The sequence below is a fragment of the Tolypothrix sp. VBCCA 56010 genome (assembly GCF_050875635.1).
GTDB lineage: Bacteria > Cyanobacteriota > Cyanobacteriia > Cyanobacteriales > Nostocaceae > Hassallia.
This window is the reverse complement of the sequence record NZ_JBPAOH010000173.1, coordinates 1-15229: the sequence shown is the minus strand read 5'-3', so window position 1 is coordinate 15229 and position 15229 is coordinate 1. Positions and strand designations below refer to the sequence as shown.

The following is a 15229-nucleotide window of genomic DNA, read 5'->3' as shown; positions in this document are numbered from 1 at the left end:
GGTAATTATTTCCCAGGCGCATTTTCCCCTCCTACTTTTCTCTCTGGAGGGGATTTTATTGCTTAACTTACCCCATGCGATCGCTTGAATCTATAACTAGCAATTTGGGTTAGTAATCAAATTAATCTACTTCCACAGAAGAATGCATGTCAAAACCCCTCTTGGTTTATTTACAACCAGATGCATCATATCCAATATCGAGTTTGATGGAATAAATTAAAACCAAGTTATCTTATCTCGGAATTAAACGCTCACGACTCATGAACCGTGGTAACTTTTTAGTTAAGATGTTTGGAATTAAAAATGGAGAAGAAAAATTTTGAAGCATTCACTAACTTACCAGCTTTTAAAAAAAATGCTATTCAACTCTGCGGTCAAGATTTTATTGATAGTTTAACAGTCAAAGGCATATACGCCAAACACGATGAATTCTGGCGTATTGTCAACAAAAAGCTAAACGTTACTGATGATGCTTATGAAATAAAACAGGCTAGGGAACAAGCAGAAAAAGAACGAAAATTAGCAGAAGAAAAAGCGATAAAACAAGCAGAAAGAGAAAGACTACTAGCAAACAAGAAAAAACTTTACAGTAAAAATAGGCAAGGATGGACAATTACTGTTTTTGAGCTTCCAGAATCAGATAAATACGGAAATAAATTTGTTGCACAATGCACTAAAGAAGCAGAATTACAACAGACTACCTATTTTTCAAATACTGCTGGTGATTCCTATAGTCAAGCCTGTAGCCTTGTAGATGAATTTGAAATAAGGCAAGACCAATTAAGACGATTTATAAAAAATTATAAAGTTCTAAAACCTTTATATCTAATGCTTATATATCTTTCTGGTTGGGATGAATATAATCCTTATCTTGTCAACCCCGATAATAAACACTGCAAAGAAAATTTTGTTGGTATTCGCTTTAGGAATGGGTTTGATTTTGAGATAGTTAATCGTTTAGAGGCGGAAGGATTATTAGAACTTTCAACAACGAGAAAAACTCTCACAATGACTAAAAAAGGTATGAAAGCAGCGAGAGATATCCTACTCCATATTAATCTTGATGGAGTAGGAAGCCTACTAAAGCAGCGAGAATATCATGAAGAATACATTAATTATCAGAGCCAATTAAATATTTTACAGGAGGAACAAGAAGAAGAATAAATTCTACTCAAATTACTTTTTTATTAAACTGCTGAAGATACCCCGTCCCATTTTAGGACGGGGTAGTTGATATTGTTTAATCACCTCTCTCTAGAGAACGCGCCATCAAGTAAGCTTCTTCCGCCGTATACCGCGTACCTAGACCGCCTACAACATTTACAATGTACTTCTGCTTGCTCTTGTGGCTAATCCTGTCCAGGTCAATTGGTGAGGAAGGTTGACCAAACACCTGGTAATTTGTTTGAGTTTCTTCAATCATCCATACCGCAATGCCCTGAAATTCGTAATTGGCGAATACTTCTGCTGCGTGTTGAGCTTTTTCTATGTCGGTCATCGCCTGCTACTCCAATCCCACCTTAATTAATTTACCACTTTTGGTAATACATAGGTACTAAGAAATAACGGGATTGGTAGCGTAACAGTTCTTTGCAGCCTGCCCCAATTAGTTGCTTGTTCTTACGCCTACGAGAACTTTGTGAGCGTTCTTTCTACGAGTCTGTCTCCCCTTCAGTGTCTTCATCTTCAAGGGCAAACTCGCTGATGTAGTCCCGCACAACACGCTCAAAGAACAGGGGAGCAGGTAAAGTAGTCCAGTCCCTATAGTGACCAAAACTGTAGCGCAGTGATTCCAATAGCATTGCAAGACTGTCGGGATTATCCTCCGGTTGTCGCAAAGTAACAACAATTTCAAGGGGGTTTGGAGTCGGCCAGTGACCCAAAAATGCTTTTCTTGTAGCAATCTGATGAACTGCTAACCTAGCGTTGTTATAAAGTTTATCTTTGGAACCATCACCTTTTTCAGCATGGGTGTTTATTTTCGTTGGTAGATAGCAACTTTGTCCGCGTGAATACTGTTGAGGCATTCTCTTTCCCACAGACAGATAAGCAACACACCCAGTTTGATTTGTTTTTGTTTTTGTTTGTTTTGCGGTCAGTCGAAACAATCCAGTAGAACTAGACGCTGAAGGAATTTCTCGGCTAGGGGGCAATTTCTTTAGTTCCTCTATAGACCGCGTATCTTCTAGCGATGTTTCTGCTAACTGTCTGGCTTTTTTCTCAATAATTCCAGGTGCAAGGTCTTGACGAACCCTAATCAACCTTGCACCTTGCCACTCCTGCTGCATCCACTGATATTGCTGCCCAAGGTCAATTTGATTAGCATCCATCCTAATATCGGCAAGCCAAGGCCACATTTGCACACAGTTGGACGAATCAATTATCACCAGTGGTTGTGCCCCTTCTTCCACAGAATTAGAAACAATCTGTTTCACAAATTCCATGAATCGAGTCTTTCGCTCCCTAGGTTCCGATGCCAGTTTTATTGGAGAAAGGTCGGCAATAAAGGAGATCGCATGGCTGAAGTCTTTCCACGGACTGATTTCTAAACGATTTGCTTTTTCATAGGCACAGCACAGTTCGCATTTACCTGTATCTACCTTAAGGCGCATTGCTACTGCTAAAAATGTATCTTTGATTGGGCCGCGAACGCGACCTCTCTGTTTACGGACAATTGTAATACTCAAAATTTCTTTTGGTCTGGCTTCAGGTGGGATATTTTCTAGGTATTTGTCAACTTTTTCTTGTACGCCATCAATACGACCAGAATGCGCTGAAAGCAAATCTTTCAAAGCTGTTTGTACTCGACGAAAAAAATCTTCTAATTTGAAACGCTTTGTTGTTAACGTCTTTGCCATTGGTTCCAAAAACTGCACGCAAGCACCAGCCTTTGCAGCCAGGGCTTGGCGGGTTGAAGGTTTATTCACCTTATCATCACGTCTAGCAGTCTTCTGACCGCTTGGGTCTGGGTAAAATTTCGGTGCTAATATGAGGCAGAAGGTTTGCTGTCTGCGGTTTTTAATTTGTTGCGCTATTGGTTCCCATGCTTCAACCCGATGACGCGATCGCTCTTTGGCTTTTAATTTCTCACCAGGCAATAACTCTCGCGGTCCTGCCGTATTGGCAGGCAAGCGGTTAAACAGAACTTCCAGAGTTTCTCCCCACAGAAGGGGAATAATTGCTTTTAGTAGTTTTACTTCAGTTTCTAACCCATCTTCATAAAATACGATTAGCGACAAACGCTCGTTGGGATACAGCCGTCGCATGGCTGAAGAGTTTGCTTGAATAATAGCTTGAAGTTCCTGCGTCTGATCTGGTGATTTGGGTTTACTAAATTTAAGAGCATTTCTTTTCCTATCAATTGCTTCTAAACTGATGTCAAAGTGCTTGTTTAGCGAACTGTTGAGTTGAATATCGTCTAGTTGTTCGAGGTATTTCGGGGTAAATTTAGAGTCGGGGTTTGGGTCGGGATTTGTTTCCAGAACTTCCAGAACAGCACCAAGCAAGGTAGGTAAGTTAATCATGCGTGATGCTGTATCATCCAGTTTATGGCTAGATTTCACAGGTTTGTAGCTATCGAACGGTTTGATTTTTAATGGTTTAAGAATTTTTGTAATAGCCTCAAAAGCTTCTAACTTATCAATCTCTGGTACGCCCTTTTCAATTCCGTCTTCTTCCGAATCGTCTTCGTATGAATCGGAATTGTCTTGAAGTCCATCGCGGTAAGTCAGCACTACTTGACATTGGTCGGTCGAAGCTTTACCCGATGCAATTTGTTGTCCATCAAATGGCTGCATTGATAACTTCAGTTCGCGGCGTAAGGCTTCAAAATCTTTATCCGTTACCCAATGCCAGTTTTTATTTTTATCTTGTTGGCAAATTATTTTGAAACTAAAGGCACGGTCAGGATGGTTTTTTGAAAAAATAAAGCCGCTAATATCATAACGGTCAAAGCTAGGAGATTTTAACTGACTCAGCCAGCGACGTTTGGAAACATCTATTTTCAATAAAGGCTGATGCAAAGATGGATAAGTCACGACTTCTATTCGTACTACCAAACTATATTTACCTTCGATGGGATTGGTAATAAGTTCTGCCACACCATTCGTAAACATCCCACTGCTAGAAATAATCCGTTTCATCGAACCTAGCCTTTGGAAAATCTCATGTCCGGCAATTTGGCGAGCTACAAAGTCTGCAAGCATTGGATAAGCATGTTTATCTTTTGCTTGAGTTGTATCTGTTTCTTTTGACCAATCCCAAGGTAAGGTATAGGATTTAAATGGATAAATTGTTACCAACTCTTCTTCTTCTAAAAGTTCTTCCAAACGCTCACAAACTTCTAACGATACTTTTTCTTTGTCGGCAAAAGGTTTGAGGAAGTTAGTTACCCAGTCATTGAGAATTGAGCGAATAGCCGTTCTGATTTCTTCTTCAATACCACCATTTATGTAAGCGAAAGGTTCTGGCTCATTCGGGTTTTTAGGATTTAATGCATATTTGTTCAGCCCTAAATTTGAGCGAATTCGTGCTGCATTGTTCAGTCCTACTTCTAGAAGTCCTCGCAGTGATGCATAGGGAAGATTTTTGACATTAGAACGTCCATCGCTGGGACTCACTTTTAAAATTTCCGCAAAAGTTGCCAGAGATTTCTTTGTCCAAGCGAGTGTGAAACCTTCTACTATTACTGGAGACAGATTGTCCGGTACAGTGAAGGCTAGGGGATACCGTTTGAGAAGCTTGGGCACTCTTGATAGCGGAATATAAAAGGTATCTGAAAACGAAGTAATTTCTGCTATTTCATCTTCATCTAGCATCAGGGATTCTTCATCCAGTTCGGATAAATCATCATTAAACTCAAAATCATCAGAAAAATTGTTACTCATTATTACATCTCCAATAATGGTGAAAAATCATCAAATCTTCTTCGTCTGTCAACTCTTATTTTGAGCGCAGACTTTCATGGGAAATTACGTACTACATCTCCAATAATGGTGAAAAATCATCAAAATCGTCTTCGTATATCGACTCTTGTTGTGAACGCAGGCTTTCAGGATAAATTACGCCTTCAATTCGTTGCAAAGGTGTCAGAAACGCACCGTAAAGTTCTTGATAAATTTCCCGAATTACAGGGTCAGGATGACTTACACATTCTTCTAAAATGATTCGCATCTGCACCAACATACTGTCCCGTACAGAGTCAGGTTTATCCTTTGTAGATTGAATCGCCCAAGCTGCATCTACAAAATAAACTGCTACCGGACAACCATTCCGCATCCCTCGCCCAATTGTTTGCAAAATGGCAACCATTTGATTAGCCGTAAACGGTTCAAATAGTTCGGGACCAAGACGACTAGCCATCAACGGTTCGCGTAATAATCGATTGGCATAGCGCCAGAGGTCTTTTCTAGCTTGCTTCCAAGAAGAAGCGATCGCACTCAGATCTTCTGCTTCGCCAAAAACTTTACCATCAAATTCTTGCGTTGACCGTCCTGCAAGGCTGTATAAAAGTTGCATATCATCCGTTCCGGGGTGAGGACGAGTGAGAAAATAAATTGAGCCAATTGCAGCGTCAAGTTTCCTCTGTCCTTTGGTGAAAACAATGTTCACACCCCGACCAATTGCAAGTATGGGAAAAATTAAAATATCGCAGGTTTCATCGTCTCCAAGTGCTTCACATTGGGCAGTTGTTACAAAATCTGTTGGTTGTTCTCCAACTCTTAGGGAACGAACAACTGCCTTTGTACGTTTCCCAACCTCTCGATGATGGTCGTTAAGAAATTTATTGATAGTACGAGCTTGCTCGTAGCTATTGACGATTAAGGCTGCTTTGCGGTGTATACCGTCTTTTACATCAAAATTGCGGATAGACTTGAAAATTTCAGATTTTGTAGTGCCACCCCGTACCAATGCGTCCACCATTCGTTTCAAATTGCGTTCCTGAAGTTCGCCCGCACCACTGTATCGCAGGGGTTCATCACCCCGTTCGCGGTCGGGAATCCATTTAAAGCGGTAAACGCTACGCTCTGACTCCTGTGTTCCCTTGGACAAACCTGCGCGAACTGATTGGCGCGGTTTAAGTAAATAATGCGGACCAGCGTTAATGTGGTAAGCCGGACTTGCTTCCAGAAATGATGTTGCTGAGGTCATTAAAATAGCTGGTCCAGATTGTTCGCCATCTGCTTCTAACAACTTATAAAAGTGGTGCATCAACATTCGCGGCGCACCCACAAATGTGATATATGAAAGTTCGACATTTCGAGCGTTAGTACGAGTGGTCAGCGCTTTTGAGAAACTGTATTTCACGCCAGAGAACGAACCAAGGATATTTTCTGGGATAATCTTTCGCAGTTCTGGGGTTGCTGTGGACTCCACAATCGGTTCCCGGATTAACCCTTCCGCTACCATTGTCCTGGTTCCCGGTACAATGCGCTGGTAGCCCAAAATCATGAAAGTGACCGACACCAACAATGTGATTACATCTGAGGCTTCGGTTGGTGGGGAACGGTCGGGAAAGCAGAGGGGAAGAAACAATTCGGCAATCTCTTCCACAATTTTGTCGCGTTGTTTAATCGAATCCTCGGCTAAGTAACGACGGAAGTGCTTAATCAGATTTTTCCACTGTGGGTCTAGAACATTACGGTTTGTTTCTAAAATTTGAGCGCACAAATCAGCTTTCGTCCACTCCATCTCTTCGATACCTGTGCGGTTATAAAAGGCACGGTAAGCTGCTGATTCCCAAATTTCAGTAAGTGCCCGACTTTTGCTAAAACCAAGTTTGACTTCAAGGTCATCGAGGCGATCGCGTTTGGAGTATTTCTCAAAACCATCTAATAAATCACTAACAATCCTTAATACAGTTAACAGTTGGTTTTCGTAGCGTTCCCCCACCCGCGACGAGGGCATATTTTGAATGGCGGTCATCAAGGAAGTATTGTGATTGCCAAATTCTGCTAAGTAACGACTGTAGAGTTCTACATCCCGGTCGGATAACCGATGATTCTCACCACGAGCAAAACGGTTATGGATTTGTTCGAGAATTTCCCGGTGAATTGAGGTGTCCGAACCTGAGATGCTTAAAGTTGCTGCCCCATAAGCATCTAAAACCGATTGCACCATATCTGCTTCGTCGAAAACGACCACATCGAACGTGCGGGCAATTAATTCAAAATACCGCACTTGTTCCCGAATTGCGTGGGGTGGTACTTGAGTATCGAGCGATCGCACATGACCAACCCATATATCTGCATCTATCAAATCTCGCGGTGCTTTGTTACGACCGCACATTGTCCACAAAGGACAAAGGCTTTTCTTCATTTGACCTTTCTTGCCCCCACCTTGCAAAATCTCTCCGCAAGGTGCGTAACCAAAACCCCACATCGAAGTATCGTCATTTGAAAAAGCGGGTAAAACGCAATTCAAACCAAATACTTCTGCCCCTTCCAGGGTATAGGCAAAGCCACCATTACCTCCACCTACTGCAATTGCCTCAGCAATATTGTCTGCATGGCGGCGGCGAGTCTCATCGCTTTGACCTACCAGCATTCCCACCTTAACCTCATGGAATGCCAATTGAGTCATGTACTGTCTGGCGACTTCAATGGAGGGAAAAAGAAACATTGCTTTGTAACCATTTCGCCCCAACCAAATAGCTGTCAGTACAAGAAGTGTTGTTTTACCAGCCCCTGGCAAACCAATTAAATGCTTGATACCTTCTAGTTCTAGGGTGTCATCTTCCTGACGCAGCCCCTTGCCAATGGAGGGTATCATTAGGTCAAAGTGTTCAAAACGACTTGCCCAGTTTCCTGATCGCTGTTCGGGATTTTTTGACTCGCGTTCGTCCATCTCAATAGCCAAGTCGCGCAGTTCCTTCAGGGGAATGCGAATTTTTCCTTTTGGCTGTCGGTTGAGAGAATGGGTGCGACGAGGGGCAAGAGGGATGGCGATCGGACCAATTGGTACTCTGACTGCTGTTGTCTCTTGACCTAGAGAAACCGCCATTGGCTGGCGAGGGTCAGCGATTGTGGTGCTATGTAATTGGTATGACATAGACGCACTGAGGATTTTACGCGCCTTTGCAATCAATGGGTCTTCTAGAGGGTCTGTTCTTTTAAAGCAAAGCGTCTGAGCGTCAATCTCATAGGTTCCTTTTGTTTTGTTGCAGTAATGATGGTCGTTATAGATTGCAACTGCGTGTTTTACTGACTGTTCTGTAACATAAGTCAGCGACATTTGCCGCATATTAAAAATGGCTTGACGAGCTTGCTTCAATTTAAATGCATTTAAGATACTTGCCATACCTGACATTGCAACAGGTGCATCTTCCAGTGAGTCAGTACCAATAAATTCTTCCATCAAGACGCACAGCCAGCAAATTCGGTCTGCGCCCTGCCAGAAATCAGGCTTGATTCGCATACTCTTTCAAAAAATCAATTACTGAGGAAACTAACCAAATTTCTAAAGTTGCGGGGTCGCCCTTTTTATCAAGCGTTGATTTTAGGGTAGAAATATAACTAGGGTTTTCTTCAATTAACTGGTCGCTGACAGCAATAATACGACGGCGATAGTGAATCAAACCGCCAATGCTACGGTTAAGGCGTAATCCTAGAGATACAGGACTTGTATAAGATTTAGCATCAATACCAATTGCCCGTTCATTGATCGAAACATCGCATAAATCAGATTCCGGGTATAGTTCGGCATTTAGCCCGTATACAAGAGATGTATCAAAGATTGCTAATTCGTCAATAGCTGGACCAGTCCAGTAAGTTAGAATTTGAGGCTTGGCAATCAACAAACAGTCTTGCTTTGGGTCGAGCTTCTCGGAGACTTTTGGAGAGTTGCGGCTGTTACACTGGCGAATTGGACAGCGCCCTTGTGAAAAACGTTTTTTATCAGGGTGCGGTCGCATCAATGTGCCACAGTGGGCGCAACGGTGGGCTTGTCCTTTAATTAGCCAGATATCTGGTACTTGGTCGAAAAATGTGTCAATTATCATCCTTTGTAGGGGGGTTAGGTTGTTGTCAATCAAGTATTTCAATAGTTGACTTTCTCCAATGAGCGAGTATCTGCCAATTAGCTCTCGTAAAGCAGTGTAGGCTTTGTGCCGACGACGACCTCCCATTCTCTCAGTAGCCTCGCGTAACCGAGCGTGCAGGCGATTTTCAATCACATTGTCTTCACCAAAAGCTCCACTGATACCCGCTATCTCCGAACAATCCGAAGTTGGTACTCGCAAGTCTGGGTCAATTAAAGTAACCGCACCTAAGCGGAAATTAGAGGAGCGAAAAACTTCCAACTTCCACTGCTCAGAAACTAGTGAGTATCGAGCGCGTTCCAACACAGAATGTACACAAGCAGCGCTATCGGTTAGTCCTTCCTCGATATACAGGCGACCCAACTTGCACATTGCCTTGTAGAGTTCAGGTGGCATACTGTCCTGTTGACACACAATTTCTGTACCAGGAAGAACCCGGTCATATTGGCGAAGAATTCCTTGCGCTAGCAACACAACAGCATCCTCAGCTAAATCGATTACCTGGCGGTGTCCTACTGGTAATGGCAAGGAAGTTTGGATAGCAGGCGACCACGTAGGGTCTTTCCCATCAGCTTCTGCAATAATTTGTACCTCCAACGCTGCATCTGTAAATGTTGGTAAAACTTGAGCGATCGCTGCAAGTGTCCAGCCTTTTTTCAACAAAAGAGTAGTTGCTAAACCCTCTAAAACCTGTCGAAATCCAAATTCTTGTCCTTTGGGTTGTGACAAGAGTTGCTTTGCTCTCCACGACCGAACGGTTCGCAGGGCAGGCGATTCCACTGACAGCCCAAGCTGCTGAATTTGGCGCTTTAGCTCTTTTGTCAGTGTCTCCGCAGTTCCCTGCCACTGACGCACATCGTCAAAGTACATGAGTTACAGGACAAATGAACTTACATGAAATTACATTTACATTAAATGATGTAAATAAGAATGTCAAGTAGTATTGTTAAGTAAGGGCGTAACTAAAAGTAAACAATACAACTTACGCTCTTCCTATATTTTTTAGAGGGGAAAATCCCATAACATACTCTCAGTCAAGCAATTAAGGTAAGCCATGACTGATAATTTCGACAAATCAAACTCAGAACTTTATCAGACTGCTGAAGATTTGTTAGCACGAGCCGAATCGCAGCTCACTGCCAATCAAAAACGGCAACATATCCGTAAAATGACCCCTGTTTGGGCATGGCTTCATATCACACAGGGTATGGAGCGGTATCAAGTTTTAGGCGATACCTGGCAAGAAGTGACTGAGGCGGAGATTTTGCAACTTATGGGAAAATGCGAATTCACCGAATTAGACGATATGTCAGAAAACGCGAAGGTAAAAGCAGGGCTTTGGTTTGACATCGGGCTAAATGGTTGGTGGGGTAGCGAGATAAAAGCCTGTAAATTCGGCAACACGGAGACCGACGGCATACTGTTCTTCGTTGCTAAACATCGCTAAGATTAACCAGTAATTCGGTTGTACTGAGAAGCATATTTTTGTTATCAGTGGTGTTGTGGTTAATTTTATGACTTGAAATTAACTTATACAATGCGATCGCGCACCTATGCGATCGCCGCTTGAAGTTGTTGCTTCGCTCCCGGCACTCCGAGCGAGGCATTACTAGTATCGTACTGACGCACTCCGCAAAGCCAAAAAAAAGTTTCTACAGCGCAGGTATACCTGTAGTTGTAGCGACCTGCAACGGTCCCCAGGATTAACTGCAACTAGAAGAAGCCGAGCAAACGGTGGTGTAGCAGCTTCTTGCTCAAAAGAAACGCCCCGACCTGTAAACAAGACAATTTGAGCGCTCTTGTTTATTTGCAACCTGCATGTAAAAGAAACGATCCTTTTGGTGGCTGATAATTTCTGTGGGATAACGGTGAAATCAGTACAAGTTACCCAGTTCACACCGGATGAGGCGTACCTTATTGTGAGCCTCACTTCTACCGGGAGCAACCTCTATAGAAGCAACTTCGTCGCTCCTATAGAGGTTTTGGAGGTGGTGATCCTGTTCGGGATGAATCGTTGTCCAGATCTGTAACACCAGCATCCTTTGAGAAATCATCAAGAGAACTTTCCGCAGTCGGCTCATTTTCTGTGCCACCCCCAATTGTATTTATCTCTATATATTCGGGGGTGGCACAAAGTTCGGGGGGTGGCACAGCCGCAGCGTGTGGGCTGGAATCTTGATGTGGGTTGGAGGGAACCGCTAAAATATCTCGTTGCTCCCAAGCTACAAAAATCTCCGCCCTGCCATCGCACGGTTCTGTATAGCGGTAAAAACGCACAGGGTTTTTCTGACCTTCAATCCGCCGCCGCTCCAACTTCTCTAATTCCATGCCAAGATTAGACAGCACAATCTGTAGCACCTGGATAGGAGAAAGTTTTTCGTTAAAACTTCCCAACCCCAAATCATTGAAGTCGCGGGCAAATCGTTTTACCAAATCTGCCCACTCGATTAAATCTGGGTCACGGCTACTTAGTTCCCGGTTTGGATCAAACCATTGACCTATATTTAGCAGCTTCAGCGCTTCCACCTTAGGCAACAAGCCTTTAATATCCCAGAGGCACACCCGTCCATTCCCCCGCTCAATATGTCCCTCGAAATGTTGGCGGTCTCGCATCTGGACAAACTCCGGATCATGGGTCAACAGATAATGCAGCCGGATTTTAGGATACCAGCTAAAATCATCTTTTTGTTTTAAGTCCGCCGTCACCTCCACCCCATAGCGTTGCTTGAGTTCATATTTTCGTACTTGCAACAGTTCTGATGGAATTTTGTTGCGTTTCTCCTTGAGAAGCAAATACTCCGACTCTGTAGGAAGGTCCACCATCTCTACTGCTTGATTTTCCGCCGATTGATTAGTTTCGCAGCAACTTTTAAGTTGGTCTGAGTTATCTTTGTCCTCTTTCTCGTCGTCCGAATCAACAACAGTAACCTGGTGTCCCTCAGCAACTAACCCCTGATGCAAGGCATCGCGGAATCGAAAGCTAGAAGCATTAATCCGGGAAGCCATCTTTGCCCAAGTCGCGGTTGCTACAGGTTCAATAGCGGCATCGATGTCAAAATCAAAATCCTTGAGTAACCGGATATTAACCTTAACTACTTTTAAAGTTGAAGCCAGCAACGCTTTATAATTAGGACTACCGTTGCCAATTTTACCTAAGCCATACCCCCGCGCCCAAATAAAGCGAGGAACTGGCTCTCTTAAACGTGCCAGAGCTTGCCGTGTTTCTGACTCCGGGCAAACCCCCTGAGAAATGAGAAACACCGCTTGAAAATGCTCCCTGACATCAATTGACACTCCAGTCCCAATACTGGGTGAGGCTATTATAATCCTGTACTGCTTGACAATTTCATTAATTTTCTCAACGCAACCAATTGCTGGGTGAGTGGGGTCAGCAACACTTTCTGAGTCAATCCTGAGAATCGCCTCGTCGGGGAAGTTTTCTCTAACCCAGGATTCGAGATTCTTAGTCCCCCATTTGCTTTTTGCCTTTTGACCATCACAGTGGATCATAATCGCTTTGGGTGAAGAGGAGAGCGATCGCTTAATCTGGGTTAACAGAGGTGCGGCATTTTTGGAATTGTAAACGGTTACGTCCCATCTGCTTTCTTCTTCTGGTAGCCAGTCGTTGACAACCACCCAAGGCTGCAAATCAATTTCAGATTCCCGCTTAATCAACCCCCTGATAAAATTAATACTCAGGTCGCTTAAGTCTGCATCTTGAGCAATAATCAATCCTCCGGTAGATGCGACAATGCCGAGAAGCTGCTGGAAGGTATCAAGAATTGATACACGCTTCTCGTAGCAAGTAGAACTGTTGAGCAAGTGCCACGTTACTTGCTCGACTTCATCCAGCACCACAATCGCTCCTGCCCACTCTTTCGGGTTAAAGCGAGCTTGAGATATTGGGTGTACGGAGTCGATGCAAACTCCAAAGCCAAATAACCCCATTGTCTCACTCGAATGCACATCTTCAATCCAATCCAGCCCCAGGCGATCGCAAATCGCCCGTCCCAGCTGGATGCGGTGCGTAATCACCAGGATTTGTCTGCCTTCTCTCTGGGCTTCGGTTATCAGCTTGTCCAGCGCTTGAGTTTTGCCCGTCCCTTTGGGAGACTTAACACCAACCAAACCTGACAGGGGGAAGGGGACATCTCCTAAATAGCGCTGATTTAGCCTTAGCGTCGCCTTGTAGGTTAGTTGCCATAGCAAAGAGGTTGTATACACCTCCAAGCTAACGGCAGCCTTATAGAGGCGCTCTAAGGCATCAATGCCATTGGCGACAATAAAATCATCAACTCCCTTTTGGTTGCCGAGCAAGGTGATGACCTTGACAATGCATCCAGCTGCTGCTAATAAACCGCCTGTGCGCTGGATTGATAAATCTACATTCGCCTTTGTGGTAGGTTTTGGGTCATTGTCAAAGCAGAAGTAGATTTCGCGCCCTGGCGTGGCGAATTTTTGTAGTTCGGGAATAAGATGACGATTGAGGATTTTGCCTGTAATGGGGTCAAATGAGCCTCTAATACCGCAAGAAATGCCAGGGAGTGCGATCGCTACATAGCCAGCACTCAACAGTGCCCCTGCCTTTTTTGCCCCCTCGGCGATAATAATGGGAATTTCGGGGTGCAAGTACACCCATTCCCAAAAGCTAATTGGCTTACGTCTGTCTAAAAGTCGCAGCGTCAGGGGAGAATAATATCGCTTGATTTTGTAGCGTTTGGCAATAAGCTGCCAAATTTCATCAGGGACATGCAAAAAGTATGCCCTCAGGTCAGTTTTTGGCGGGGGTTCATATTTTACCAGCTTCGGCGGTTGACCAAATCCCTTAAATTCAAGGTTTTTCTCCGACTGCAAGCGAGGGGTGTCTGGCTTAAACTGACCCCAGAGCATATCTTCCCACGTTTGGGGGTCAATGCCGCCACCGCACCACCAGCCGCCATTCTCCAACGGTCGATAGCGCTTTAAATAGGAGTCGGTGATTCTCCCGGTGTTGCGACGCTCGATTAATGGGGAGTAGAGCATGTAATCGTAAACGCGATCGCCAGATAGGGAAATGACGTTCAATGCGGTGAGTTCAGGATGGACGCCGCTTTTAATAACCCACTCTTCCCAGTGCTGAGTCTCGATATGTGTTGGAGTCAGGATGCTCATAGCCTGACTCCTTGAGGCTCCTGGGGTAGCCCAAAAGGCGGGCTATACTCCAGGTTTTTTGCCCGTTTCACGCTCTTACAGCTTTTAGTATCAAGCCCTGAAATGTTTTTCTGGCTAGCGCCGGAGCAAATCAGGTAATTTGTTTTGAATTGGCGAAATGTAGATAGCATTGCCAAATAATGCCAGATCCGCAAAAACGGGTTTGGTATTTTGATCTAATTGATCTATTACTCCTGGCTGTTTTAAAGGGCTGAAAGTCTTATGTAGTAAGGGTTTTAAAAATGGATTATCCGGGGATACGGGTGTTTTCATCCGGGGATACGGGTGTTTTCATCCGGGGATACGGATGTCTTTGTTTTAAAGCTCAAAGCTATATAGGACAAAGCTTTAAAGCCAATTTTTTGAATTATTTTTTTTAAAACAAGATTAAAACAGAAAACCAGCCGACCACAGGTGATAATCGGCTGATAATTTAGAAATATTAAGTATTAATACTTAAGCTGACCTATCCAGCAGTAAGGATTTCAAAAATGGATTGTCCGGGGATACGGGTGTTTTTATCCGGGGATGTGGATGCTTTTGTTCTAAAGCTTAAAGCTATATAGGACAAAGCTTTGAAGGCAATTTTGTGTACGATTTGTTTTAAAACAAGGCGAAAACAGAAGACCATTCGACAGCCAGCAGTAAGGATTTCAAAAATGGATTGTCCGGGGATACGGGTGTTTTTATCCGAAGATGTGGATGCTTTTGTTTTAAAGCTCAAACTTATACGGCGTAAACTCACATCTTGCACCTGGAAATATGAATGTGAAAACCACAACTAAGTGCAAGGGTAGATAGGCGTTCAATATCAAGTAAAAGAAGAGACATGACTATTTGAGGGAAAATAGATTCTAGGGCAATTTTTGCAGCCTCACCCCAATCAGGTGGTGATGCAGACTGAATATGGAGATAAGTCCAATGAGCGATGAGGTAAGCGGTGAGAGAAAGAATCAGCCAGCGATACATACCAAGGAGAGAACCCTGTCCAAAACGATGTAA

At 43.7% G+C, this 15229-nt stretch carries 7 protein-coding genes and 1 pseudogene; 2 read left to right on the top strand and 6 right to left on the bottom strand.

The features are described from left to right. The first annotated feature begins 303 nt into the window (after positions 1 to 303). Positions 304 to 1164: a hypothetical protein gene (locus tag AABK37_RS35355; RefSeq protein ID WP_432556131.1), complete on the top strand. Its 861-nt coding sequence runs from the start codon at positions 304 to 306 to the stop codon at positions 1162 to 1164. A gap of 76 nt (positions 1165 to 1240) precedes the next feature. On the opposite strand, the gene AABK37_RS35350 is transcribed toward AABK37_RS35355, so the two are convergent. From AABK37_RS35350 to AABK37_RS35335, 4 genes are all read right to left on the bottom strand, one after another. Beyond that, on the bottom strand, positions 1241 to 1498 hold the full coding sequence (locus tag AABK37_RS35350) for a hypothetical protein (RefSeq protein WP_432556130.1): 258 nt from the start codon (positions 1496 to 1498) through the stop codon (positions 1241 to 1243). A gap of 154 nt (positions 1499 to 1652) precedes the next feature. Then, on the bottom strand, positions 1653 to 4886 hold the full coding sequence (locus AABK37_RS35345; RefSeq protein WP_432556129.1) for an RNaseH domain-containing protein: 3234 nt from the start codon (positions 4884 to 4886) through the stop codon (positions 1653 to 1655). Between the two features lie 91 nt (positions 4887 to 4977). Continuing rightward, positions 4978 to 8415, bottom strand: a complete 3438-nt coding sequence (locus AABK37_RS35340) for a hypothetical protein (RefSeq protein ID WP_432556128.1) — start codon at positions 8413 to 8415, stop codon at positions 4978 to 4980. Continuing rightward, entirely contained in the window at positions 8399 to 9907 is a 1509-nt protein-coding gene (locus AABK37_RS35335) for a hypothetical protein (protein ID WP_432556127.1), read from the bottom strand. Before AABK37_RS35335 ends, AABK37_RS35340 begins: the two co-directional genes overlap by 17 nt. Positions 9908 to 10091: 184 nt before the next feature. Here AABK37_RS35335 and AABK37_RS35330 point away from each other — a divergent pair, with 184 nt between their 5' ends. Beyond that, entirely contained in the window at positions 10092 to 10484 is a 393-nt protein-coding gene (locus AABK37_RS35330; RefSeq protein ID WP_432556126.1) for a hypothetical protein, read from the top strand. Positions 10485 to 11008: 524 nt separating this feature from the next. On the opposite strand, the gene AABK37_RS35325 is transcribed toward AABK37_RS35330, so the two are convergent. After that, positions 11009 to 14188: a plasmid replication protein, CyRepA1 family gene (locus AABK37_RS35325; RefSeq protein ID WP_432556125.1), complete on the bottom strand. Its 3180-nt coding sequence runs from the start codon at positions 14186 to 14188 to the stop codon at positions 11009 to 11011. Positions 14189 to 14968: 780 nt separating this feature from the next. Then, positions 14969 to 15229, bottom strand: a pseudogene (locus AABK37_RS35320) (hypothetical protein); the annotation flags it as partial.

What these genes read in the sequence shown, in the direction of transcription:
- AABK37_RS35355 (WP_432556131.1), top strand. Translation starts at nt 304, where the DNA reads ATGGAGAAGAAAAATTTTGAAGCATTCACTAACTTACCAGCTTTTAAA.
- AABK37_RS35350 (WP_432556130.1), bottom strand. Translation starts at nt 1,498, where the DNA reads ATGACCGACATAGAAAAAGCTCAACACGCAGCAGAAGTATTCGCCAAT.
- AABK37_RS35345 (WP_432556129.1), bottom strand. Translation starts at nt 4,886, where the DNA reads ATGAGTAACAATTTTTCTGATGATTTTGAGTTTAATGATGATTTATCC.
- AABK37_RS35340 (WP_432556128.1), bottom strand. Translation starts at nt 8,415, where the DNA reads ATGCGAATCAAGCCTGATTTCTGGCAGGGCGCAGACCGAATTTGCTGG.
- AABK37_RS35335 (WP_432556127.1), bottom strand. Translation starts at nt 9,907, where the DNA reads ATGTACTTTGACGATGTGCGTCAGTGGCAGGGAACTGCGGAGACACTG.
- AABK37_RS35330 (WP_432556126.1), top strand. Translation starts at nt 10,092, where the DNA reads ATGACTGATAATTTCGACAAATCAAACTCAGAACTTTATCAGACTGCT.
- AABK37_RS35325 (WP_432556125.1), bottom strand. Translation starts at nt 14,188, where the DNA reads ATGAGCATCCTGACTCCAACACATATCGAGACTCAGCACTGGGAAGAG.